Here is a 23,048-nt window from a genome sequence, read left to right on the forward strand (position 1 = left end):
AGGAGCGATCGTACGACCGTTGCCCCCGTTGCCGTGGGAAGAGCCTGGTCGTACGTCACCGAACGCGTACGCTCGGCGCGGTGAAGAGCCCGATGCTGCGGCGTATCCGCCGGATCTGCGCGGCCTTCCCGGAGGTGGCCGAGGTGCCAGGGCCCGACGTGCTGAACTTCCGGGTCCGCGGCCGCGGCTTCGCCGTGTACTGGTCGCACTGGTTCTCCGACCCCCGCCCAGCGGTGTGGTGCAAGGCCCCGCCGGGAGCGCAGGAGGAGATGATCATCGCCGACCCGGAGCGCTTCTTCGTCCCCGCGTACAACGGCCGCCACGGCTGGATCGGCATCCGCCTCGAGCCCCCGCCCGACGACTGGGACGAGCTGACCGCGATGCTCGAGGTGGCCTACCGGCTGACGGCGCCGAAGCGGCTACTCGGTCCGTGACAGGCCAGGCCCGCTGATCGAGCCGACCAGCCGCTGGCGCCCGCCGTCGGCGGTCTCGGAGGTCCAGGCCACCGTCGACCCGCCGATCACGACGCTGGAGCCCTTGGCGGCGAGGACGTGCAGGCAGCCGCGCCGTACGTCGAGCACGTACGCGCCGTTGGCCTCGCCGCTGCCGTCGCCGAAGCCGACCAGGCCCCTGTCGGCGCTGAGCCAGCCGAGCTGCTCGCCCTCGGGCGCGATCGTCAGCACGGGTTCGTCGGCGGTCCGCCGCACCTGGACGGTGCTGTCGGTGAGCGCCCAGGCGACACTGTCGCCGTCGGCGGCGAGGAACTGGACTCCGGGTCCGGTCTCGGACCGCTGGACGGTCTCGGTCCTGCCGGTACGCAGCGACAGGCGGTGGATCGCGTAGCCCGGCCGAGAGGCGTTCTCGCCGTCGAAGTCGACGTAGTAGAGCCACGAGCCGGTGACGGCGGGGAGGATCGCGTTCGCCACGACGAGCCGCTCGGGCGCCGACGCGTCGACGGGTCGAGCGTGGATGCCGACGACGGGACGCTTGCCGGCGACGCCACGGCGCGCCTCCGCCCAATAGACCGTGCCCTCGTGCAACCGGGGAATGGTGTAGCCAGGCACGGTGGGCTTGAGCCCTTGGGCGTCGACCGGCTTGGCCGCGGCGAGGCGGGTGATCGCACCGGTCTCGCGGTCGGCCGCGACGAGCGTCCAGTCCGACACGTCCAAGGTGGTGCTGGTCTCTTGCTGCCAGACGACATGGTCGCGGTCGAGGTCGGCGAACACGGTGTGGGTACCGGGTTGAAGGTCGTCCTTACCCCGAACGAGTTGCTCGCGGCCGGTCGCCGGGTCGAGCACCGCCAACGTCCCTGGCAGAGAGGTCGGCGCGCCGCCGCCGGTTCCGACGGTCTCCGTGCGGCCGCGCTCGATCAACAGCTCGCCCGTCGGACCGGCGGCGAGCAGATCGGCCTTGGCAGGGAACAGCTTGCCCGTGGTCAAGAGGTCGGCGGCACCGTTCGAAGCCTTGGCCACGCTCAGCGTCGTGCCGGTCCCGCCGCACGAGACCGGCGGCGCCGGTGCGGCCACGCTCTTCACACTGCCGGTGTCCGCGGCGCAGGCGGTCACGGCGAACGCCGTGACCGCCACCGCGAGGAGCTTGACTACCACACGATCATCTCGCTGGGCCCGACGAACAGGTTGGCGAAGCTGTTGGAGTAGTGGCTGAAGTACGGCTGCACGTTGACGTTGCTCCACACGTTCGTCGCCGGGTCGACGAAGTGGGTCTTGCTGACGTTCTCGTTGTGACCGCGCGCGACCACCCAGTGGTAGATGGGCTTGTGCTCCGGGTGGTTGTTGTAGTGCCGCTGGTGGGCCGGCTCGTACGTCGCCACCGCGACGCCGTAGCCCTTGCCGATGTTGTTCTTGATCTTGGCCTTGAACTCCGCGGACGTGGGATTGTTCAGGATGTTGAACCAGTTGTGGCCGATCCACTTGTTGATGCCCTTGCGCATGTCCGCGGCCTGCGTGCCGTTGCCGTCGTTGGCGTCGAGATAGGGCTCTCCCGCGAGCCTGCTCTGGGTGAGCGCCGAGCCCGCCGGCGCGGAGTTGGTCGTCGAGATCTTTCCGTAGTGCTTCATCCCCTTGATCAGGATGTACGCCGTGGCCGGGCCGCACCAGTAGCTGGTCCCCTGCGCGACGTGTGTGAGGCCCGTCAGGGTCTTGGCGGGCGTGGCCGCGGCCCGCGACGCCTCGTCCGCACTCGCCGCGTAGGCCGGTGCCCCGAGCATCGAGAACGCCGCGGCACCCGCGACCAGGGCAATACCGAGTCGCTTGATCGATCTCTTCCGCATGACTTTCCCTCCCGTTGGTTGGACGTCCGCTGGTCTGCTGGCCGCCCGTTGGCCAGTGTTCGGCACCGCGCGCCCAAGACCCGCCCAAGATCCCGCCCAAGATCACGGCACTAGGCTCACCGTCCGAAAGAAACTGAACGTTCAATGCGACAACCCGACAACCACCTGAGGCGTCCAGCGGGTTACAACGAGCGGAGGGACGCAATGGGCGGAGAGGACACCGCGGACGTCTCGTTCCGCGATTTCGTGGCGGGGCGCTCGGCGGCGTTGTTGCGCTCGGCGTTCCTGCTCACCGGAGACGCTGGGAAAGCCGAGGACCTCCTCCAGACAGCGCTGGCCAAGACCTGGCGGCACTGGGCGAGGGTCAATCGCGAAGGGACCGGGGAGGCGTACGTACGACGCGTCCTCTACACCACCTATGCGAGCTGGTGGCAGCGGCGCTGGCGCGCCGAGGTGCCGACGGCGGAGCCGCCGGACCGCGAGGCGGCCGACGCGTACCGCGGCGTGGAGGAACGAACGACGTTGCTCCGTGCGCTCGCGACGCTGCCGGCCGGCCAGCGCGCGGTCGTCGTCCTGCGGTTCTTCGAGGATCGCACGGAGGCGGAGACCGCGGAGCTGCTGACGATCACGGTGGGCACCGTCAAGAGCCAGACAGCACGCGCGCTGGCACGACTGCGAGCTTCCGAGATCGTGGCCGGGCTGGTCGAGGAGGAGCGATGAGCGAGGACATCGAGCGAGGGCTGCGGGGTGCGCTGCGACGCGCCACCGACGGCCTGACCGACAACCCGGGCAGGTACGACGAAGTCGCGCGCCGCGTGCGCCACCGCCGTACGGGCACCATCGCCGGCATCACCAGCGCCGTCGTTCTGCTCGCCGCGATCGGCGGCTTCGCGTGGGCGAACCAGGGCGGCGGCGACGGCCGGAACGGCAGAACGGTCGTCGCGAACGAACCCAAGGCCGACGAGCTCGACCTGACCTGCGCGCCACCCTCGGGTGGCCCCCAGGAGCCGAAGGCAACCACCGGTAAGCCGTTCGTCCGCGACGGAGCGCTCGCCGCCCGCCTCTGCCCCGCGCTGAAGGACGACCCGCAGTCGAACGTCAAGCCCGACCAAGCACTTCTGGACCTCCGCCTGCATGCGAACGTCGACCAGCTGGTCGCGACCCTCAACAAGCTTCCCGCGTTCAACCCCGCCGCGTTCTGCACGATGGACATGGGCCCGTCGTACGACCTGCTGCTCGTCTACGGCGACGGCAAGAAGGTCACGGTGTCGTTCAACGCGTACGGCTGCGGCGTCGCGAAGTCCGGCGCCGAGTTCCGGATGGACGCCGGCAAGCTGCACGAACAGTTCTCCGAGCTGGCCAAGAAGCAGGACAAGCCGAACGCCCTTGCCTGCCAGCCGCCCTCCGGCGGCGTGGGCGAGGCGAAGCCGACAGGGGACGGACCGTTGGTGCCGACCGGCGCGGTCGTCGCGCGGCTCTGCCCGGCGCTGGACAAGAGTGACAAGCTCTACGTCGAGCCCGACCCAGCCGACCTGGCTCCCGTCCTCCGAACGGGTGTGGATCAGCTGGTGACGAAGGTCAACGGGCTCCCCGCTGTCCAGCCCAACTTCGCCTGCAACCAGGACCTGGGGCCGATGTTCGACCTGCTCCTCGCGTACCCGGACGGGTCGACGAAGGTCGTCACGTTCGAGATGCGCGGATGCCAGTACGCGCGGTCCGGCTCGGAGTTCCGGCAAGGTGGACCAGGGATCGCGGAGCTCTTCCGGACGCTGGTCAAGCAGCAGAACCCGGCACCCAGCGGCACTGAGACCTGCCCAGGGCCGTCGGGCGGCGTGGGTACGCCGAAGAACACCGGCACCGGCGAGTTCGTCCGCCCCGGCGCGACGACCGCGCTGATCTGCGGGGCGTTGGTGAACGTCGCGCTGGACTCGCTGATCGTCGGCAAGGTCGCGACGACCGGCGTCGACCAACTCGTCGACGAGCTCAACCAGCTCACGGCAGTGAACCCCGTCGGCGCCTGCCGCGACGATCTCGGGGCGACGTACGACCTGTACCTCGGCTACCCGGACGGATCCAAGACCGTGGTGACGTTCGAGGGGTTCGGCTGCGGCATCGCCAAGTCTGGCGAGGAGTACCGCGCGGGCGCGCGGGACATCGACGACCTCTTCACCCAGCTGGTCGGCGATCCGTCCGTGAACCAAGGCTGCCCGCCGCCGTCCGGCGGACCGAAGCTGTCGACGAACCCCGGCCCGCCGGGCGAGCTCGTCGAGAAGGGCGCCATCGAGGCCAGGCTCTGCCCGGGCCGGGCCGAGGACACTCCGACCGACCAGCTCGCCAGCTTCCCGATTCGTTCGGGCTTGCCCGGGCTCGTCGACAAGCTGAACGCGCTGGCGGTCCCAGGCAAGGACCAGGTGTGCACCGACGACTACGGTCCGGCGTACGACCTCGTGCTCACCTACCCCGACGGCCACACACGGGTGGTCAAGCTCGCGAACTACGGCTGCGGCGACGTCGAGTCCGATGGCCGCCACCGAGTCGGCGCGCGTGCGATCAACGAGACGTTCCGCCTGCTCGCCGAGGACCAGCGCCTCGCCAATCCCCCTGAGCACGCGTCCGGCGCCGACTGCGGCAAGCCCGTGTGGGCCACGAACGACCAAGCCTGGCCGCAGTTCCTGTCGTACGAGAGCTTCCGCCCGTTCACGGACATGTTCGTTCCCAACTTCGTGGCCGAGGCGCTGGCCTGCCGGCACTCGACCTCCGCGGCGCAGACCAGGCAGGTGCCGATCCCGAAGGCGAAGGCCGAGGCGTTCCGTACGCTGGTCAACGACTCGATGGATGCCCTGGTGGAGTGCGAGATCGCCCCTGCGGACCCGGTCGACGTGCTCGCGTTCGGCGACGCCGGTCGCGGCAACTACCTGATCGCGATCGGGCGGGGTGACTGCGCGATCGTGCAGGGCAAGTACGCGGCGGGCGCGGCCAGCCCGGAGCTGCTCGCTCAGCTCGACCAGCTGCTCGGGTGAACTGGTGGCGTGCGCCATCCGTGTAAGAGGGCATGGGAAAGTTCAACACCAGACGGTGGGCCGCCTCGTTGGCAACCTCGACCGCGGCCCTCCTCCTACTCGCAGCATGTGGCGGACAAGCCGAAACGGCAGCCCCACCAGGGAATTCGCCGATCGGCATCCGCACCGTCCAGGGCGTTGGAACCGTCCTGGCGGACCAGATGGGCATGACGCTCTACGTGACGGACGCCGAGAAGGACGGGTCGATCAAGTGCGTCGACGAGTGCGCGGAGTTCTGGCCGCCGTTGGAGGCGGGCGCGGATCTTCCTTCCAGCGTTGAGGGAATCACCGGAAAGATCGGGTCGGTCAAGCGGCCCGACGGCAAGCTGCAAGTCACGATTGACAACCGGCCGCTGTACATGTTCTCCAACGACAAGGGCGCGGGAACGGCCAAGGGCAACGGCTTCGAGGACGACTTCATGGGTACGCACTTCGTGTGGATCGCGATGACGTCGAACGGCCCCGCCGCCGGCGGCGACTCCTCCGGAACACCGGCGCCCTCGAGCTCCGCTTCGTCCGACGGAGGCTACGAGTACGGCTACTAGGCGTCGAGCGGGGTCGTCCGGGTCCGCGGACCGGCACGGAGCACTTGGGACGGGAGCTCGTGGCCCACGAGCTTCTCGGCCTCCGCGGCGACGAGCAACAGGCGTTCGAGATCGATCCCGGTCGCGACGCCCATGTCCTCGAGCAGATGCACGAGTTCCTCGGTCGCGATGTTGCCGCTCGCCCCCGGCGCGTACGGACACCCGCCGAGCCCACCGACGCTGGCGTCGAAGTTCGTGACGCCAAGTTGCAACGCCGTAAGGACATTCGCCAGCCCGGTCCCGCGCGTGTTGTGGAAGTGCAAGCCAAGATAGACATCCGGCATCCGGCCTTGCGTCCCTGTGACGAGCGCCTCGACCCGCGTCGGCGTCGCCATGCCCGTGGTGTCGCCGTACGTCAGCGCGTCGGCTCCGGACTCCAGCGCCCGGGAGGCGACGTCGAGGACCCGATCGACGGCGATGTCCCCCTCGTACGGACAGCCCCAGGAGGTGGACACGACAACCTCGACGGTCGCGTTCTCCTTGTGGGCAAGGGCGATGATCGCTTTGATGTCCTCGAGGGACTCCTCGGTCGAACGGTTGACGTTCTTGCGGTTGTGCGTGTCCGATGCGCTGACCACGACCTCGATCTCGCGGAACCCAGCGGCGAGAGCCCGCTCCGCGCCGCGCGAGTTCGGCACCAGCGCGGAGTAGCGAACGTCCGGGTTCTTTGCGATCTTCGCCCACACCTCGTCGGCATCGCCCATCTGCGGGATCGCCTTGGGATGCACGAAGCTGACCGCCTCGATCCGCTTCACGCCGGTCTGCGAGAGACCGTCGATCAGCGCGACCTTCCCCTCCGTAGGCACGGGCGGCTCGTTCTGCAACCCGTCCCGCGGCCCGACCTCCCGGACGGACACCTCACTCGGCAACCGCAACATCGTCATACCGCTGAGCGTAACCGCCCCTCGCGGTGATCATGAACGTGATCATGAAGGCGAACCCGTCGTATACGACCAGTTTGGCTTCATGATCACGTTCATGATCACGGGGCAGGCTCCGATCGGCGGGAGACGAGGTGGCGGACGATGTGTTCGGCGTCATCTCCCACGCCAGCGAGGGCGGATGAGGCCTCGGTGTGCAGCCACGGCAGGCCGACCGCGTACAGCCCCGGGTGGATGACCACGCCGCGGTCGTGCAGCGGGTAGCCCCATTCGTCCATCACCGGCAGCTCCACCCAGCTGAAGTCCAGCCGGTACCCCGTCGCCCACAGCACCGTGCGGACGCCCGCCGCGGCGAGGTCGAGCGACGCCGACGTCTCCGGCACGTACAGGGACTTCGGCGGCCGATCGTCCGCGGGCGCGTCGATCCCCGCCGCGGCGATGTACGCGTCGAACAGCGGCCGGAACTCGTCGTCGAAGCCCGAGTCCACCATCGCCAACCGCTCCCCCAGGTCGTCGCTGAACCGCGCGACCCCACCCTCGACCGACTCCAGCTGCCCGTACAGCCGCATCCCGCGCCGCGCGAAGTCGCGCAGGTCGAGGTCGTGCCCGCCGTCCTGCCCACTGACGTGCGGAATGCAGCCGAACCGGGCGGCAGGCGTGGGCAGATCGGCAACTGTCGGGAACGGCACGCCCACCTCGTCGCCGTGCAGGTACACGTTCAACAGCCAGTAGATGAGGTCCTTGCCCCGATACCGCCGCGGGATGCTCGGGCACCGGGACACCGCGAGATGCACCTCGCGCCCCGCCGCGTGCAACTCCTCGGCGAGCTGCGCCCCCGACTGTCCCGTACCGACGACCAGCACCCCACCGGCCGGCAGTTGGCCGGGCCGCTGGTACACCTGAGAGTGCAGTTGCGTGACCGAGCCGTCCAGCCCCGATGCGATGGACGGAACGTGCGGCACCGCATGCCCGCCCGTCGCCAGAACCACGTTGCGGGCAACGAAAGTCACGCCATCGGCGAACGCCTCGAACCGCCCGTCGCCCGAAGCCACCAACCGCGAGACCCGCGTCCCGAGCCGCAGCGGCGCGTCGATCTTGGCCGCGTAGTCCCGCAGGTACTGGATGATCTCCGCCCGAGTGCCGAAACCGTCCGGATCGGGACCGTCGTACGGCATCCCCGGCAGCAGGATGATGTAGTTCGGCGCGACCAGCCGGAAGCTGTCCCACCGATCCAGCCAAGCACCGCCGACGGCGTCGCGGCCGTCCACGACGAGGTGCTCCACGCCGGCCTCACTCAGCCAGTAGCTGGTCGAGAGCCCGGCCTGCCCACCACCGATGACCAGGGTGTCGATCTCGTGTCGAGTGTCCATGCGCCGAAGTTAGGCCGCGACACGAGGCGCTGGCTTCGAAGAGAACACCCATGCCGGCCGGGCGAGCATGGGTAGAACTATGCAAGCAGGCCGTTCTCGTACGCGTACGCTGTGACCGCCGAACGCGACGACCTGTCCAGCTTGGCGAAGATGTTGCTCAGGTGCCGGGCCACGGTCTTCTCGCTCAGGTAGAGCTCCGCGGCGATCTCGCGGTTCGTCCGGCCGGTGGCGACGAGCCGCACCACCTCGACCTCCCGTGCTGTCAGCCCTCGAACGGTCCCGGGCACCAGCGACTCCACCCGGGCCACGTCCGGCACCGCACCCAGCTCGGCGAAGATCCAGCCCGCCGCGTCGAACTCCATCCGCGCGCTGTCCTCGTCGCCGAGCGCGCGGCACGCCAGGCCGATGAGCACGCGCAGCCGGGCCGTTTCGTACGGCACCTCGAGCTCCTGCCACGCGTTCCACGCCGAGCGCAGCAGCACCAGGGCCACCTGCGGAGAGCCCTCGGCCAACCGTACGGCACCGTCGGCCTGCCGGGAGGCCGCGACGAGGAGCGGCGCGTCGAGCTCACCAGCGATCGCCACCAGCTCGTCCGCCGCAGCACGGGCGGCGCGAACGTCCTTGCCAGCAAGGAGAATCTCGACCTGCGCGGCGAGGAGCTCGGCTCGCTGACTACGTTCGCGGGTCTCGTCGACGGCACGCCGGATCGCCGCGGCCGCCGCCCCCGTCTTGCCCTGCGCGAGCCGGAGCAGCGCGTGCCCCGGCTGCGGCAGCCGGCTGAGCCGACTGGACTGCCGGTACGCCTCCTCCGCCGCCGCGTCGTCGCCGCGCAGCCGGTGCAGCTCGCCGAGCTGGTAGTACGCCGCACCCATCGCCGGCTGCTCGCTCGACTGGCCATACGCGGCACACGCCCGCTGCGTCTCGTCGAGCGCCTCCGCCCACGCGCCGTGCAAGGTGAGGATCTCGGCGCGGTGGACGAGGCACTGGCCGCGGTACGGAACGAGATCGGGCTGCGCGTCGCACCAGCTGGTCAGCGCGGACGTCCACTCCCGTGCCCGCCGCAGGTCGAACGTGAGCCGGCAGGTCTCGATCACCGCGCAGAACAGGATCCCCGCGACCAGCTCCGACACCTCGCCCGACGTCACGGCGACCATCGCCTCGTCGAGCCGGGCGACGCCCTCGGCGACCTGCCCGAGGCCGACGAGCGCCTGGCCCTGCAGCGTGAGCCCGAACGCGCTGAGGTCGGCGTCTTCAAATCGGTCGCCGCAGGCCGTGGCGTCGCGCGCCAGCTCCAGGGCCGTTGCCGGGTCGTCGTCCAGGGTGACCAGGGTGACGGGGACCAGCAGGTAGCCGCGTTCGGGACAGTCGGTCTCGCCCGCGTCGACGAGGCGCTGCGCCCGCGCCAGCCAGCCGCCGCTCCGGCCGGGCTGCCCGCGGAGCATCAGGTGGATGCAGAGCCAGAACGCGTTGCGGGCGGCCCGAATCGACTCGCCGCGTTCGAGCAGGGCGTTGTACGTACGCGCCCAGAGCTCGACGCACTCGACGTCGCGGCCGGTCAGGTACGCGGAGGCAGCGAGCAGCTCGAGGTCAGCGGGCTCCAACGGCTCCTCGCGGTCCGCATCAGCGGCCGCGAGGTGCGCGTACGCATCAGCCCACGCCTTCCTGGCGTAGGCGTCCCGTCCCCGGTCCCGTTCGGGCTGCACGCCTGTGCATCGTACGCGCCCACCGCGCCCCGCTTGGCCGCTACAGGCCCAGCTTGCTGAGCTCCATGCTGACCCGCGAGTCCGTCGACTCCACCGGCGACTCGTTCGTCACCCAGGGGTCGCCGTCGAAGTAGCGCTGGAAGATCTTCTCCGACGTCCGGGTCGCCACGGCCTGCGCGGTGAGGGTCGGATTCGGGCCACCGAGGCCGTTCGCCAGCGCGGAGTTGTCGGCCACGAACAGCCGCTTCACCCAGCGCGCCTCGGCCGACGAGTCCAGGACCGACGTCGCCGCGGACTGACCCATCCGCATCGACGACTGCACGTGCAGGATCAGCGGCGCCCAGTCGATCCGGTAGACCTTCTTCGCGCCCGCTCCGCGCAGCAGCTCTGCCGCCTTGCGCGCGAGGTACTCGCGGTTCGCCAACGTCTTCGCCGACCGCTGCCGCTGGTGGAACTGCACCTTCGCCACCGGCCCGTTCGCGTCCGCCGGCAACACCGAACGGGTCACGCGGTTCTGCGCCTCGACGTGGTCGTCGGTGATCACCAGAACGTTCAGCAGATTGTCGATCCCGCCCGCGAGCAGCTCCTTCAGCTCCGGCCCCATCGGACGTCCCGCCGGACCGTCCCACGGCCCCAACATCCCACGCCCGTTGGTGTACTGGCCGCGGATGCCGCTGTCGGACAGCAGCGCCGAGAACGCCTGGATCGCCGGCGGCAGACCCACGTTCTCCAGGCCGCCGTAGCCCGGGAAGTCGCAGCGCGCCGACGAGCCGACGCCCTTGGAGTTGCCGGTGTAGTCGTCGAACGAGCCGATCACCCAGTCGAAGAAGTGGTCGGTGTAGCCGCGTCCGACCCAGTCGTTCGGGTTCGGCAGCCCGCTGTTCAGCCACAGCCGCGGCGTCTCCGTACACCCGCCCGCGAGCACGACGACCCGCGCGTCCTCGCGGTGCTCGTCGCCGGTGGCGTTGTCGCGCCACGTCACACCCGTCGCGACCGGCTCGCCATTGCCCTGCGAGGTGTGGACGCGCGTGACGAACGCGTCGGTGACCAACGTCGCGCGCTTGCCGCCGCCGGCCCACACGTCGGCGGTGATCGCCATCGGCACGTAGCTGTTGTCCGTCGACCGCTTCGCGAACCGGTTCCGCGGCGCGTTGATCGGCTCCATGCAGCCCTGGAAGCAGGAACCGCAGAACGTGCAGCCAGTCGCCTTCGGGTACTGCAGCAGGTTCGGGTCACTGGTCTTGCCCGCGTTGCCGCCGGGCTGCAGGATCGCGTTCTCCTGCGGGCGATACGAGGCGCCGGTCGTCGTCTTCCTCGTCTGTACGGGGATTCCGAGCGTCTCGCAGCCGCCGAAGTAGACCTCTTCCTTCGTTCCCATCGCCGCCGTCTGCACGGGCAGCGTCGCCTCGACCCACTCGTAGTACGGGACGAGCTCGTCGTAGCTGAACGGGAACAGGTGCTTGGTGTCGTACGCCGCCTTGTCCGCGCCGTCGTAGCCGGCGAACACGCCGGGGTACGCGCGCGGGCAGTTTCCGTAGTAGTGCTGGGTGGTTCCGCCGACGCCGGACAGCTGCCAGAGGAACGAGTTCTGCGCCCATTCGCGGAACCAGGCCGGCTTGTCGCGGTTCTCCGGGCCGAAGCGGAAGAACCCGGACAGCGGGTTGTTGGCGTCGTTCTCGAAGTGCGTCCACTCCTCCCGCGGCTTGGCGTGCCGCGGACCGGCCTCGAGCACCAGGACATCGAGGCCGCGGGCGGCGAGCTCCTTGGCGACGACCGGTCCGCCACCGCCGGCGCCGACGACGATCACGTCGCGCATCAGTCCTCCACCTTCGTTCGCCCCTGGTAGTAGCCCTTGAGTTCGTTCCAGCCGTCGGCGACGCCGTCGAACTTGCTGAGTCGCCAGCCCACGGGCGTGCCGCGCAGCTTCTTCGTCCGCGGGTCGAACACGGCGTACTCGGTGAACGCGCCGAAGCCCGCGAACTCGATCAGCGCGCCGGCGACGAACTTGAGCAGCCCGGACACGGATCCGCGCAGCGGTTCGGGCAGCTGGGTGTCGAGCAGCGCGACGAGGTCGGAGTCCGTACGTTCCATCAGCTCGAACGCCTTGGCCTTCTCCTCGAAGCTCAGGCGCGCGAACGGCGACACGAACGCGCCGTGCACCGAGAGCGGATTCACCTGGGTGGCAACGAGATTCAGCAGCAGCGCGATGACCAGCGACAGCGGGATCGTGGCGTCGTTCTCCAGCAGGACCCGGAGCGCGTCGTCGAGATCCTTGACCTGTCCGGGAAGCAGGTCGTCGAGCGGTCCGGGCAGGTCGATGCCGAGGTCGGAGAGGGCGGTCGTCAGCGCGGCCGCCATGGGTTGCGCGAGCTGTTGCGGGAACGGGACGAAGTTGTCGAGCGACTCGATCATGAAGTCGGTCGCCTTCGCGTCGAGCGCGCCGGGCTCGTTCCGCGGCGTGCCCTGGGCGCGGGAGTAGGCGTCCCGGCCGGGGACGACGAACGTGGTGAGCCCGTTCAACGTGTCCCTGGAGAGCTCGGCGAGCAAGGGCCGGAGCAGCTCGACCAGGTCCTCCAGGCCGGGCAGCCCAGCGGGGTCGTTCCGGGCGAACGAGATAGGGCCGGCCGAGCCGGCGTGGGCCGTGGCCGGGACGAGGATCCCCGAGCCGACGGCGGCTCCGAGGACGCCTACCCGGGCGAGGAAGATGCGACGCGTCATGGAGTGCTTAGCCATGCGTTCCGTCCTGGAAGGTAAGAACGCGCCGAAGTCGAACGACGACGCTCCGTGGGTGTAGTGCGGCGACCATACGCCCGACCTGTCGCATTCACTAGGACTGGGAGGGGTATTTCGCGGAATCTCCTTATAAGTAAGGGATGCCTAATTTATCGATTGCTCCGACGAATCGCCGTCTTGGCCGCCTGATCTGGTCGGTTCTCGTCCTTGCTCAGCTGCAGCCGACCCTGCTAGACATCTGATGTATTCAGTGCGCCTGAAGGGTGGGAGTTCGCATGCCAGCACCACAGGAGTCCCTGGACCTGCTCCGCGAGCGGCGGTTCGGCCTGTTCGTCCACTGGGGCCTGTACGCGCTGCCCGCACGGCACGAGTGGGTGAAGAAGCGGGAGCAGCTGACCGACGAGCAGTACCAGCCGTACTTCGACCACTTCGATCCCGACCTGTACGACCCGGCCGTCTGGGCACAGGCGGCGCGCGACGCGGGGATGAAGTACTCGGTGCTGACCAGCAAGCACCACGAGGGTTTCTGCCTGTTCGACTCCGATCTGACGGACTACAAGGCGACGAACACGCCCGCGGGCCGCGACCTCGTGCGCCCGTTCGTCGACGCGTTCCGTGCGGAGGGTCTCGGGGTCGGCTTCTACTACTCGCTGATCGACTGGCACCACAAGTCGTTCACGCCGGACGGGATCCACCCGCAGATCGAGGACGCGGCGTGGCGGGAGAGCGCGAAGGGCCGCGACTTCTCCGCGTACCGGACGTACCTGCACGGCCAGGTCGAGGAGCTGCTGACGCGGTACGGCGATCTGGACGTGATGTGGTTCGACTTCTCGTACCCGGGGCGCGAGACGCACGGCTTCCCGGGCAAGGGGCGGGACGACTGGGACTCGGAGGCGCTGGTCTCGCTCGTGCGGAAGCTGCAGCCTGGCGTTCTGATCAACAACCGGCTGGACTACCCGGGTGACTTCACGACGCCGGAGCAGTACCAGCCGTTCGCCCACCCGACGATCGACGGGCAGGAGGTGCCGTGGGAGGCGTGCCAGACTCTCAACGGTAGTTGGGGATACGACCGCGACAACCTGGACTGGAAGTCGCCGGAGCTGCTGGTGAACATGCTGGTGGACTCGGTGTCGAAGGACGGCAACCTGCTGCTGAACGTGGGTCCGACCGGCCGCGGCGAGTTCGACGAGCGGGCTTTGTCGACGCTGGCGGAGATCGGCCGCTGGACGCGCCGCAACGGCCGCTCGATCTACGGCGCCGGGCCTTCATCGTTCACCGCGCCTTCGGACACTCGCTACACCCAGCGCGGCGACCGCCTGTACCTGCAAATCCTGAACTGGCCCTTCCGCCACCTGCACCTGCCGGGGCTGGCGGGGCGGATCAAGTACGCGCAGTTCCTGCACGACGCGTCGGAGATCCACTTCCGCGAGGTGACCGAGGAGGAGGTCCACCACAACACGTCGCTGAAGGGCATCCCGGACGGAACGGTGACGCTGGAGCTCCCCATCCAGCGCCCGAACCAGCTGGTGCCGGTGGTGGAGATCTTCCTCAACTAGGCGTGCCTTACACCTTACGATCCGAACGTGGAGCCCTGGGAGTCGCCGAGGACCTGGCAGCGGGTGGCCGACGAACTACGCCACCATCGCCGCTCAGGCCTCGGCGGCCTCCTCACCGAGGACACCGTCCGCTTCGCCACCGCCCGAGCCCTCGTCGCCGAGGGCGCGGACCCCGCCGGCCTGCGCGTCGAGTGGCCGCACCCGTCGCTCGATGGAGCGCGGATCGACCTGGTCGTGAGCGAACCGCCGATCGCGCTGATCGAGTTCGAGTACCTCCGCGAGCCCCCGTCGCTGGGACCGCGCCTCAGCCGGCTGGCCGCCGTACCTCTCGATGCGGCTCGCCTCTTCGTCTCCGTCGAGGCCGCCGGCCAGCTCGTCGAGTCGGAGCTGGCGGCGCAGCTCGTCGCCTTGCGGGTCGACGACGAACTACGACTCTCGGTCTACTGTGTCGACCGACTCGCCAGGCGGGCTTCGGCGCGAGATGGGGCGAGGCGGGAGATTCTGGCGGCAGTGACGCGGATTCTCGCTCGCTCGGGCCAGCAAACGTTCAGTCCGGTCGAGGTGGTCCGGGAGCTGCAGGATGCCGGCACCAGCTATGCGGAGGCGACCATCCGGACGATGGTCACCTCCCACATGTGCCTCAATGCCCCCGATCACGCGGCCGTCACGTACGACGACTTCGAGCGCCTCGAGCACGGCGTCTACCGGCTCGCCCCGTAGCCGCTGCGCGCTGGTCTGCTTGGGTCGGGGGCGCCCTGGTCCCATAGGTTCGGACTGGGGTGCCCCCGACCCACACTCAGGTGGCGGCGACAGTGGGGGTGAGGGGCACCCACGTCCCATAGGTTCGGACTGGGGTGCCCCCGACCCACACTCAGGCGGCGGCGACAGTGGGGGTGAGGGGCACCCACGTCCCATAGGTTCGGACTGGGGTGCCCCCGACCCACACTCAGGCCGCAGCGGGTCACCAGGTCACGGGCAGCTTGTGCACTCCGTAGATGGCCATGTCCGTCTTCAGCGGCACCTCGTTCGCCGGGATCGCCAACCTGAGCGTCGGAAAACGCCGGAACAGGCTGGCGTAGCCCACCCGCATCTCGATCCGGGCCAGCTGCTGCCCCAAGCACTGGTGCACGCCGTGCCCGAAGGCCAGATGCCCGGACACCACGTGGTGCAGGTCCAGCGTCTCCGGACTCGCGAAGTGCTCCGGATCGCGGTTCGTCACCGGCGTCGAGATCACGACCGTGTCGCCCTCCTTCACCTGCACCCCGCCCAGCTCCACGTCCTCCAGGGCCGCGCGCGTCGGACCGATGTGGATGATGCTCAGGTACCGCAACAGCTCCTCGACCGCGTTCTCGATCACGTCTGGCTCAGACGTCAACACAGCAAGCTGATCCGGGTGCTGCAGCAGTGCGAACGTGCCCAGCGACAGCATGTTCGCCGTCGTCTCGTGCCCGGCCGCGAGCAGCAGCAAGGCCATGTTCCGCAACTCCTCCTGGGAGAGCTCGCCGCTCTCGATCAGCCCCGACAGCATGTCGTCGGACGGCTTGCCGCGCTTGCGCGAGATGAGCTCGTCGAGGTACGCGTTCAGCTCCGCCATCGATGCCGTGAGCTCTTGGACCGTCGAGTCCAGCCGCACGATCTTCGAGGTCGTGTGCTGGAACTGCTCCCGTTCCGCGTACGGCACCCCGAGCAGCTCGCAGATCACCAGCGACGGGATCGGCAAAGCGAACGCCTGCACCAGATCGACCGGCGGCCCGGCCAGCGCCATCTCCTCGAGCCGGTCGTCGGTGATCTGCTGGATCCGCGGCGTCAGCTGGTTCATCCGCCGCACGGTGAACTGCCCGGTGAGCAGCCGCCGGTACCGCCCGTGGATCGGCTCGTCCATCCGGATGAACATGCCCGGCGGCGCCGGCGGGACCGGCTCGGTGGCGCGCGCCACCGGCAGCGGGAAGTGCCGGAGCTCCTGGCGAGCGCTGAAGCGGGGATCCGCGAGCACCTGGCGCGCCAGGCCGTGGTTCGTGACGAGCCACCCGACATGGCCGTTCGGGAAGTGCAGCGGACTGATCGGCCCGGCCGCACGAAACGCCTCCAGCGCGTCGGGCGGGTCGAACGGCCCGCTGCGGTCGATCGGAAGGGACTGGGTCTGGGTCTGAGCCATCAGCGTGCGCTCCCTCGTAGGCGCCTTCGTGCTGCGATCCTCGCACCGATCCAGATGAATTTACAATGAGTGTAAATTTTCCTTTGCTGTAATCTACGTCTCATGCAGGAGGAGCTCAGCCACCGCGAGCGGAAGAAGGTACGGACGCGCCGCGCCCTCGTCGACGCCGCGCTCAGGCTGTTCGACCAGCAGGGGTACGAGCGGACCACGGTCGCGGAAATCGCAGCGGCGGCGGACGTCTCGACGAAGACGTTCTTCAACTACTTCCGCGCGAAGGACGACGTCCTGTTCGCGGACACCGAGGACCGCATGCGGATGGCGCTCGCCGTGATCGCGGACCGGCACCCCGACGAGGGCGTCGCCGACGTGCTGATCCGACTGGCCGAACGCTCGGTGGCCTGGGTCGCCTCCCCCGAGGCGGGCATGACCCTCGAGCTCGCCCCGATCCGGACCCGACTGATCCTGCACGTGCCCACACTGCAGGCGAGAGCCCTGCACGTGTCGTACGAAGCGCAACGCGAGCTGGCCGAGGCACTCCACAAGGCGTTCCCCGAACGCCTCGACGAGATCATGGCCGCGTCCGCGGTCGCCGCGTTCTTCGGCGCCGCTCAGGCTCCCGTGTTGCTGACCCTGCAGCGCGGCGACCCGCTCGACGAGGTGTGGGCGGCGGCCCGCCGCGGTCTGCAGATCGCGATCGCGGGTGTGCGCGCGACGATCGACGCGCCGACCAAGAACTAAGCCGGCGGCGGGACCTGCTTGGCCGGCGGGTTCTCGTCCTCTTCGCGGCCGCCCGCGATCGTGAACAGCAGCTCGGAGATCTTCACGTGCACGCGCTCGACGTTCGGCACGTCCGGCAGCACGACCCGGCCGCTCTGCGACGCGGACTCGATCACCAGCGTGCCGCAGCCGAGCATCCGGTCGGTGAGGCTGCGTTCGTACGACACGTCGTTGATCCGCGTCAGCGGGATGTCCCGCCCGGTCCGCGTGATCACCCCGTGCCGCGTGATGAGCCGGCGGCTGGTGACGGTGTACGTCGAGGTGAGCCACTGCAGGAACGGCCAGATCGACCAGACGATCACGATGATCGCCGCGACCGCGACGATGCCGATCCGGAACCACTGCTGGTTGGGGTTCTCCGGCAGGATCGCGGCGACGAACGCGGCGATGCCGACGGTGAAGATCAGCACGAGCACCGGGCTGATCAGCTTCTTCCAGTGCGTGCGCACCGAGGCGACGATGTGTTCGTCCTCGCCGAGGAGTTTCGCCGAGATCCCCATCACGTGCTCCTTCGTCCCCTGTGCTGTGTTGGCTCGATCATGCCGGAGCGGCCTGGCTCACCGCACGTGTACCACGTCGCCCGCGCCGAAAGGCTGTGCTTCCCCGTCGTCCGGCTGGACGACGAGCCGGCCGTCGGTGTCGACGTCGGTCGCCATGCCTTCGACGATCCGATCGGGCAGCAGGATCCGTACCCGGCGTCCCAACGTGGCGCACCGCGTCTTGTACGACTCCCGCAAACCGTCCGGATCGCCCGAAACGTCCTGCCAGGCGTCGACGAGCGAGCCGAGCGTACGCAGGATCGCGCGCAGCAGCGGATCGCGGTCCCCGTCGGCACCCTCGGCGGTGAGTGACGTGGCGGTGTCGGTCGGCAGCTCGTCCGGGCGGGTGGACACGTTCAGCCCGATCCCGACGATCGCGGCGTCCTCGTTCCGCTCGACCAGGATGCCGGCGAGCTTCTTGTCGGCGAGCAGAACGTCATTCGGCCACTTGAGCCTGGCCTCGAGCTGGGTGGTCTGCTTGATCGCCTCGACCACGGCGCAGCCGACGAGCAACGGGAGCCACGGCCACCGCCGAGGCGGAACGTCGCTGGGCCTGAGCAGGACGGAGAACGTGAGCGCCGACCGCGGCGGCGTGGTCCAGGTGCGATCCAACCGACCCCGGCCGCTGGTCTGGTGCTCGGCGACGAGCACGGTCCCGGCCGGCGCGCCCTCCCGGGCGAGCGCGCCGAGGTCGGCGTTCGTCGACCCGGTGCTCGCGACGACCCGCAGGTCGGTGACGAACCCGTCCGGCCGCACCAAAGCCCGCCGCAGCGCCGCCTCGCGCAGCGGCGGACGGTCCAGATCGAGGAATGGCGAGCCAGTCACGATCTCAGGCTAGGCGCCAACCTCACCCGGTGTTCTGCAGGCCCGCCGCGATCCCGTTCACGGTCAGCAGGACGAGCCGGCGCAGGCGCTCGGACTCGCCCTCGGACAGCTTCTCGGTCCGCAGCCCGCGGAACGCGCGGAGCTGCAGGTACGACAGCGCGTCCACGTACGGGTTCCGCAGCTGCACCGCCCGGCCGAGCACCCGCCGGTTGGCCAGCAGCCGGTCGGTCCCCGCCACCTTGAGCACCCACGACGTCGTCAGCGCGTGCTCGGACAAGACCAGCTCGGTCAGGTCCTCGCGGTTGCCGAGGTCGAGGTACCGCCGCGCGATCCGGGCGTCGGTCTTCGCCAACGACATCTCGACGTTCTCCAGCATCACCGCGAACAGAGGCCACTCCGCGGCCGCCTCCTGCAGGGCGCCCACGTCGCCGACCGCCTCGAGCGCGGAGCCGACGCCGTACCAGCCGGTCAGGTTGACCCGCGCCTGCGTCCACGCGAACACCCACGGGATCGCGCGCAGGTCCTCCAGTGACGACACCGACAGGCCGCGTCGCGCCGGACGGGAGCCGATCTGCAGCTGTCCGAGCTCGTCCACCGGCGTCACCCGCGCGAACCACTCGGCGAAGCCGTCGGTCCGGACCAGCCCGCGGTACGCCGTCCGCGCCGCGTCGTCCATCGTGCGCGCCAGCTTGCTGAACTTCTCCGCGGCCCGGTCCGCACGCTCGTTCACAGCCGGCGTTGACGCCAGCAGCGTCGCCGCCGAGACCTGCTCTATGTGCCGCCGCGCGATGATCGGGTCGCCGTACCGCGCGAAGATCACCTCGCCCTGCTCGGTCAGCTTGAACCGCCCGCTCACCGAGCCCGGCGCCTGCGCGAGCACCGCCCGGTTCGCCGGACCGCCGCCCCGTCCGAGCGCACCGCCGCGGCCGTGGAACAACGTCAGCACCAACGAGTGCTGGTCCGCCCACTCCGCGATCGCCGCCTGCGCGTCGTACAGCGCCAGCGTCGCCGACAACGGGCCGACGTCCTTGGCCGAGTCGGAGTACCCGAGCATCACCTCGTACCGGCGCCCGGTCTCCTCCAGCCGCTGCCGCACCGGCGCCAGCTCCAGCGCTGCCTCGAGCACCGTCACGCTGCGCCGCAGGTCGTCCTCGGTCTCGAACAGGGGAACGACATCCAGCGCGATCGGCCGCCCCTCGAGCGCGTGGTCGGCCAGCTCGTACACCGCCGCGAGGTCGGACGGCTCGCGCGTGAACGACACGACGTACCGGCGGCACGCGTCCGGGCCGAAGCGCTGCTGGATCTGGGCGATCACGCGGAAGACCGCGAGCACCTCTTCGGTCTCCGACGACAGGTCGCCGCCGGCGCGCAGCTCGGCGAGCGCCCGCGCGTGGATCCGCGAGTGCTGCCGGACCTCGAGCTCGGCCAGGTGGAAGCCGAACGTCTCGGTCTGCCAGATCAGGTGCTGCAGCTCGCCGTACGCCTGCCGCGCGGCACGCGCCGCGGCCAGCGAGGACTGGATGATCCGCAACTCCGCAAGGAACTCCACCGGCGACGGGTAGCCGATGTCGGCCTGCCGCAGCCTCGTCCCCGCCAGCCGTTGGGCCGCGAACAGCAGCACCTGCCGGTGCGGCTCGCCCGGCGAGCGTGTCGCGATGTCCTCGGACTGGTCGGGGTACGCGGCGCGGATGTCGCTCAGCAGCCGGCGGACGGCGGGCGACGGCGGCGTGGTCTCGGCGTCGGCGGTGAGCGCCCGGCCGATCCGTTCGCACGCCCGCTCCAACGCACGCAGCACGTGGTCGGCCTGAATCGCCATAGCCCGTTGGGTAAACGCGGCGGTCACGTACGGGTTGCCGTCGCGGTCGCCACCGATCCACGAACCCAGCCGGACGAACGCGGGCACCTGCGGCGGCGACGTTCCGGCGCGCTCCCCCGACAGCTGGTCGTCGAGCCGCCGGTAGACCTCGGGCAGCACCCGGAACAGCGTGTCGTCGAACACCGTCATCGCCGTCCGGACCTCGTCGAGCGGCCCCGGCTTCGTCACGCGGATCTGCGCGGTCCGCCAGAGGACGTCGACCTCCTCCAACAGGTGACGGCGGTTCTCGGCGAGGGTGGTCGCACCGAGTCGCGGGTCGTCACGTTCGGACAGCAGAACGGAGATCCGCCGGATCGCGGTCGCCACGGCACGGCGGCGCGCCTCGGTCGGGTGCGCGGTGAGAACGGGGCGGAACTCCAGCCCGGACAGCATCGCGAGCGCCTGCTGCTCGCCGTACTCGGCACTGGCGTTCCGCATCGCCGCCGCGAGCGAGTCGCGCTCGGGAGTGCCCTCGGTGTCCTGCTCCCGCAGCGCGCGAACGCGGTGGTACTCCTCGGCGAGGTTGGTCAGGTGGAAGTAACAGGTGAACGCGCGCGCGACGTCCTCGGCGCGTTCGAGCGACCAGGAGGTTACGAGGCGCTCGACGTCGACGGCGGCGTTCTCCGCCTCGACCAGGTCGTCGCTGTGGGCGGCGATCGTCAGCTCGCGAAGGCGTTCGACCGCGTCGAGCAGCGCCTGCCCGCCGTACTCGCGAAGCACAGTGCCGAGCAGCTCGCCAAGCAGGCGGACATCGGCGCGGAGCGGCGCGGGCACTTCGAAGCGGGCGTGCACGCGCGCTTGTGCTGTGGTGGGCATGGACAAGACTCTATTCTTTGGAGGTTTCTTCCACCTAGCGCGGTGGCAACGGGCAGGTAATGTGCTGGCCATGGTCGCGCAACCCGAGGAAGAACTCCCGGACATCCACACCACGGCAGGAAAGCTTGCCGACTTGGACAGCCGACTCGACGAAGCCGTCAACGCCGGATCGGCCCGTGCGGTGGAGAAGCAGCACGCCCGCGGCAAGCTGACCGCCCGGGAACGCATCGCGATGTTGCTCGACGAGGGCTCGTTCGTGGAGCTGGACGAGTTCGCCCGGCATCGTTCCCAGAATTTCGGTCTGGAGAAGAACCGCCCGTACGGCGACGGGGTCGTGACCGGGTTCGGCACTGTCGGTGGGCGTCAGATCTGCGTGTTCAGCCAGGACTTCACGATCTACGGCGGCAGCCTCGGCGAGGTGTACGGCGAGAAGATCGTCAAGGTCATGGACCTCGCGATGAAGACGGGCTGCCCGATCGTCGGCATCAACGAAGGCTCTGGCGCGCGCATCCAGGAGGGGGTCGTCTCCCTCGGGCTGTACGGCGAGATCTTCCGCCGGAATGTCCATGCGTCCGGCGTGATTCCACAGATCTCGCTGATCATGGGAACGTGTGCAGGTGGGCACGTCTACTCCCCCGCGCTGACCGATGTCACCGTGATGGTTGACCAAACATCCCACATGTTCATCACCGGTCCGGGCGTGATCAAGACCGTCACCGGCGAGGACGTCTCGTTCGAGGATCTCGGCGGAGCCCTTGCCCACAACACGAAAAGTGGCAACGCGCACTACCTCGCGCCGAACGAGCAAGACGCGGTTGACTGGGTCAAGGCGCTCTTGTCATACCTGCCGCAGAACAACCTCGAGGACCCGCCGGCGTACGACGAGGACGCCGTTCTCTCCATCACAGCAGAAGATCGCGAGCTGGACACGCTCGTACCGGACTCGCCGAACCAGCCGTACGACATCCGCCAGGTAGTCGAGCATGTGCTGGACGACGGGGAGTTCCTCGAGCTGCACTCGTTGTTCGCGCCGAACATCGTCGTCGGGTTCGGCCGCGTCGACGGTCAGTCCGTCGGTGTGGTGGGCAACCAGCCGTTGCAGTTCGCGGGCTGCCTGGACATCGACGCGTCGGAGAAGGCGGCCCGGTTCGTGCGGACCTGCGACGCGTTCAACCTCCCGATCCTCACGTTCGTGGACGTTCCGGGCTTTCTGCCGGGCACCGACCAGGAGTGGAACGGCATCATCCGGCGCGGCGCCAAGCTGATCTACGCATACGCCGAGGCGACCGTCCCGTTGGTCACGGTGATCACGCGGAAGGCGTACGGCGGCGCGTACGACGTGATGGGCTCCAAGCACCTCGGCGCGGACATCAACCTGGCTTGGCCATCCGCGCAGATCGCGGTGATGGGCGCACAGGGAGCGGTGAACATCCTGTACCGCAAGGAGCTCGCGGCCAACTCCGACCCGGACGGTCTGCGGACGCAGCTCGTCGAGGAGTACGAGGACACGCTGGCGAACCCGTACGTCGCGGCCGAGCGCGGCTACGTCGACGCGGTGATCCATCCGCACGAGACCCGGGTCGAGATCGTTCGCGCGCTCCGGCTGCTGCGCACCAAGCGCGAGACGCACGCGCCGCGCAAGCATGGGAACATCCCGCTATGAGCGAAGCTTCGGAGGAGACCCGACCGGTGCTGCGCGTCGTCAAGGGTGACCCGACGCCGGAGGAGTTGGCGGCGCTCGTCGCGGTCGTGCAGGCGCGGGCCTCGTCGGCGTCCGGCCCGCCCGCGGTTGGTCGCGAGGAGAAGAGCGGCTGGGCAGCGTATTGGCGTTCGGTTCGACAGCCCGTTCAGCACGGCCCTGGCGGATGGCGAGCGAGCGCGCGCCCGCGCTGAGACCGTAGGCTC

Annotated in this window: 20 protein-coding genes; 9 read left to right on the top strand and 11 right to left on the bottom strand. The window is 69.4% G+C overall.

Annotation, left to right across the window (positions count from 1 at the left end):
* The first annotated feature begins 80 nt into the window (after positions 1-80).
* Positions 81-434 carry an MmcQ/YjbR family DNA-binding protein gene (locus tag JOD67_RS36445; RefSeq protein ID WP_205122212.1) on the top strand — a complete coding sequence of 118 codons (354 nt, stop codon included), beginning with the start codon at positions 81-83 and terminating at the stop codon, positions 432-434.
* Here the strand turns inward: JOD67_RS36445 and JOD67_RS36450 are convergent.
* A complete protein-coding gene (locus JOD67_RS36450; RefSeq protein WP_205122213.1) occupies positions 420-1,607 on the bottom strand; it encodes a hypothetical protein in 1,188 nt (395 codons plus the stop codon). The genes JOD67_RS36445 and JOD67_RS36450 overlap by 15 nt on opposite strands.
* Positions 1,601-2,290: a C39 family peptidase gene (locus tag JOD67_RS36455; RefSeq protein WP_205122214.1), complete on the bottom strand. Its 690-nt coding sequence runs from the start codon at positions 2,288-2,290 to the stop codon at positions 1,601-1,603. The genes JOD67_RS36450 and JOD67_RS36455 overlap by 7 nt, the downstream gene beginning before the upstream one ends.
* A 204-nt stretch (positions 2,291-2,494) precedes the next feature.
* Here JOD67_RS36455 and JOD67_RS36460 point away from each other — a divergent pair, with 204 nt between their 5' ends.
* From JOD67_RS36460 to JOD67_RS36470, 3 genes are read left to right on the top strand one after another with little or no spacing between them, the layout of a single operon-like run.
* Positions 2,495-3,010: a SigE family RNA polymerase sigma factor gene (locus JOD67_RS36460; protein WP_205122215.1), complete on the top strand. Its 516-nt coding sequence runs from the start codon at positions 2,495-2,497 to the stop codon at positions 3,008-3,010.
* Entirely contained in the window at positions 3,007-5,310 is a 2,304-nt protein-coding gene (locus tag JOD67_RS36465) for a hypothetical protein (RefSeq protein WP_205122216.1), read from the top strand. The genes JOD67_RS36460 and JOD67_RS36465 overlap by 4 nt, the downstream gene beginning before the upstream one ends.
* A gap of 32 nt (positions 5,311-5,342) precedes the next feature.
* A complete protein-coding gene (locus JOD67_RS36470; protein ID WP_275577221.1) occupies positions 5,343-5,894 on the top strand; it encodes a COG4315 family predicted lipoprotein in 552 nt (183 codons plus the stop codon).
* Here JOD67_RS36470 and JOD67_RS36475 read toward each other — a convergent pair.
* The 5 genes from JOD67_RS36475 to JOD67_RS36495 all read right to left on the bottom strand — a co-directional run bounded on the left by JOD67_RS36475 (position 5,891) and on the right by JOD67_RS36495 (position 12,620).
* Complete coding sequence (locus JOD67_RS36475) at positions 5,891-6,817, bottom strand: hydroxymethylglutaryl-CoA lyase (RefSeq protein ID WP_205122218.1); 927 nt, start codon at positions 6,815-6,817, stop codon at positions 5,891-5,893. The two genes, JOD67_RS36470 and JOD67_RS36475, sit on opposite strands and share 4 nt — an antisense overlap.
* A 98-nt stretch (positions 6,818-6,915) precedes the next feature.
* Positions 6,916-8,184: a flavin-containing monooxygenase gene (locus JOD67_RS36480; RefSeq protein WP_205122219.1), complete on the bottom strand. Its 1,269-nt coding sequence runs from the start codon at positions 8,182-8,184 to the stop codon at positions 6,916-6,918.
* A gap of 77 nt (positions 8,185-8,261) precedes the next feature.
* A complete protein-coding gene (locus tag JOD67_RS42270) occupies positions 8,262-9,887 on the bottom strand; it encodes a LuxR C-terminal-related transcriptional regulator (protein WP_307782678.1) in 1,626 nt (541 codons plus the stop codon).
* Positions 9,888-9,927: 40 nt separating this feature from the next.
* Positions 9,928-11,703 carry a GMC family oxidoreductase N-terminal domain-containing protein gene (locus JOD67_RS36490; protein ID WP_205122220.1) on the bottom strand — a complete coding sequence of 592 codons (1,776 nt, stop codon included), beginning with the start codon at positions 11,701-11,703 and terminating at the stop codon, positions 9,928-9,930.
* A complete protein-coding gene (locus JOD67_RS36495) occupies positions 11,703-12,620 on the bottom strand; it encodes a hypothetical protein (RefSeq protein ID WP_205122221.1) in 918 nt (305 codons plus the stop codon). The genes JOD67_RS36490 and JOD67_RS36495 overlap by 1 nt, the downstream gene beginning before the upstream one ends.
* A gap of 275 nt (positions 12,621-12,895) precedes the next feature.
* Between JOD67_RS36495 and JOD67_RS36500 the strand changes: the two genes are divergently transcribed.
* Complete coding sequence (locus JOD67_RS36500) at positions 12,896-14,176, top strand: alpha-L-fucosidase (protein ID WP_205122222.1); 1,281 nt, start codon at positions 12,896-12,898, stop codon at positions 14,174-14,176.
* A gap of 27 nt (positions 14,177-14,203) precedes the next feature.
* A complete protein-coding gene (locus JOD67_RS36505; protein ID WP_205122223.1) occupies positions 14,204-14,896 on the top strand; it encodes a DUF7669 domain-containing protein in 693 nt (230 codons plus the stop codon).
* 241 nt (positions 14,897-15,137) lie between these two features.
* Here JOD67_RS36505 and JOD67_RS36510 read toward each other — a convergent pair whose 3' ends face one another.
* Positions 15,138-16,331, bottom strand: coding sequence for a cytochrome P450 (locus tag JOD67_RS36510; RefSeq protein ID WP_205122224.1), 1,194 nt, complete (start codon positions 16,329-16,331; stop codon positions 15,138-15,140).
* A 102-nt stretch (positions 16,332-16,433) separates the two neighbouring features.
* On the opposite strand from JOD67_RS36510, the gene JOD67_RS36515 reads away from it, so the two are divergent.
* Positions 16,434-17,069 carry a TetR/AcrR family transcriptional regulator gene (locus JOD67_RS36515; protein WP_205122225.1) on the top strand — a complete coding sequence of 212 codons (636 nt, stop codon included), beginning with the start codon at positions 16,434-16,436 and terminating at the stop codon, positions 17,067-17,069.
* On the opposite strand, the gene JOD67_RS36520 is transcribed toward JOD67_RS36515, so the two are convergent.
* From JOD67_RS36520 to JOD67_RS36530, 3 genes are read right to left on the bottom strand one after another with little or no spacing between them, the layout of a single operon-like run.
* On the bottom strand, positions 17,066-17,608 hold the full coding sequence (locus tag JOD67_RS36520; protein ID WP_205122226.1) for a PH domain-containing protein: 543 nt from the start codon (positions 17,606-17,608) through the stop codon (positions 17,066-17,068). The genes JOD67_RS36515 and JOD67_RS36520 overlap by 4 nt on opposite strands.
* A 57-nt stretch (positions 17,609-17,665) precedes the next feature.
* Positions 17,666-18,472 (bottom strand): biotin--[acetyl-CoA-carboxylase] ligase, encoded by an 807-nt coding sequence (locus JOD67_RS36525; RefSeq protein WP_205122227.1) that lies wholly within the window; start codon positions 18,470-18,472, stop codon positions 17,666-17,668.
* 22 nt (positions 18,473-18,494) lie between these two features.
* Positions 18,495-21,143, bottom strand: coding sequence for a phosphoenolpyruvate carboxylase (locus JOD67_RS36530; RefSeq protein WP_205122228.1), 2,649 nt, complete (start codon positions 21,141-21,143; stop codon positions 18,495-18,497).
* Positions 21,144-21,213: 70 nt separating this feature from the next.
* On the opposite strand from JOD67_RS36530, the gene JOD67_RS36535 reads away from it, so the two are divergent.
* Together JOD67_RS36535 and JOD67_RS36540 are read left to right on the top strand one after the other, a co-directional pair.
* Entirely contained in the window at positions 21,214-22,806 is a 1,593-nt protein-coding gene (locus tag JOD67_RS36535; RefSeq protein WP_205122229.1) for an acyl-CoA carboxylase subunit beta, read from the top strand.
* On the top strand, positions 22,803-23,036 hold the full coding sequence (locus tag JOD67_RS36540; RefSeq protein ID WP_205122230.1) for an acyl-CoA carboxylase subunit epsilon: 234 nt from the start codon (positions 22,803-22,805) through the stop codon (positions 23,034-23,036). The genes JOD67_RS36535 and JOD67_RS36540 overlap by 4 nt, the downstream gene beginning before the upstream one ends.
* Positions 23,037-23,048 lie beyond the last annotated feature (12 nt).

The organism is Tenggerimyces flavus, assembly GCF_016907715.1.
GTDB lineage: Bacteria > Actinomycetota > Actinomycetes > Propionibacteriales > Actinopolymorphaceae > Tenggerimyces > Tenggerimyces flavus.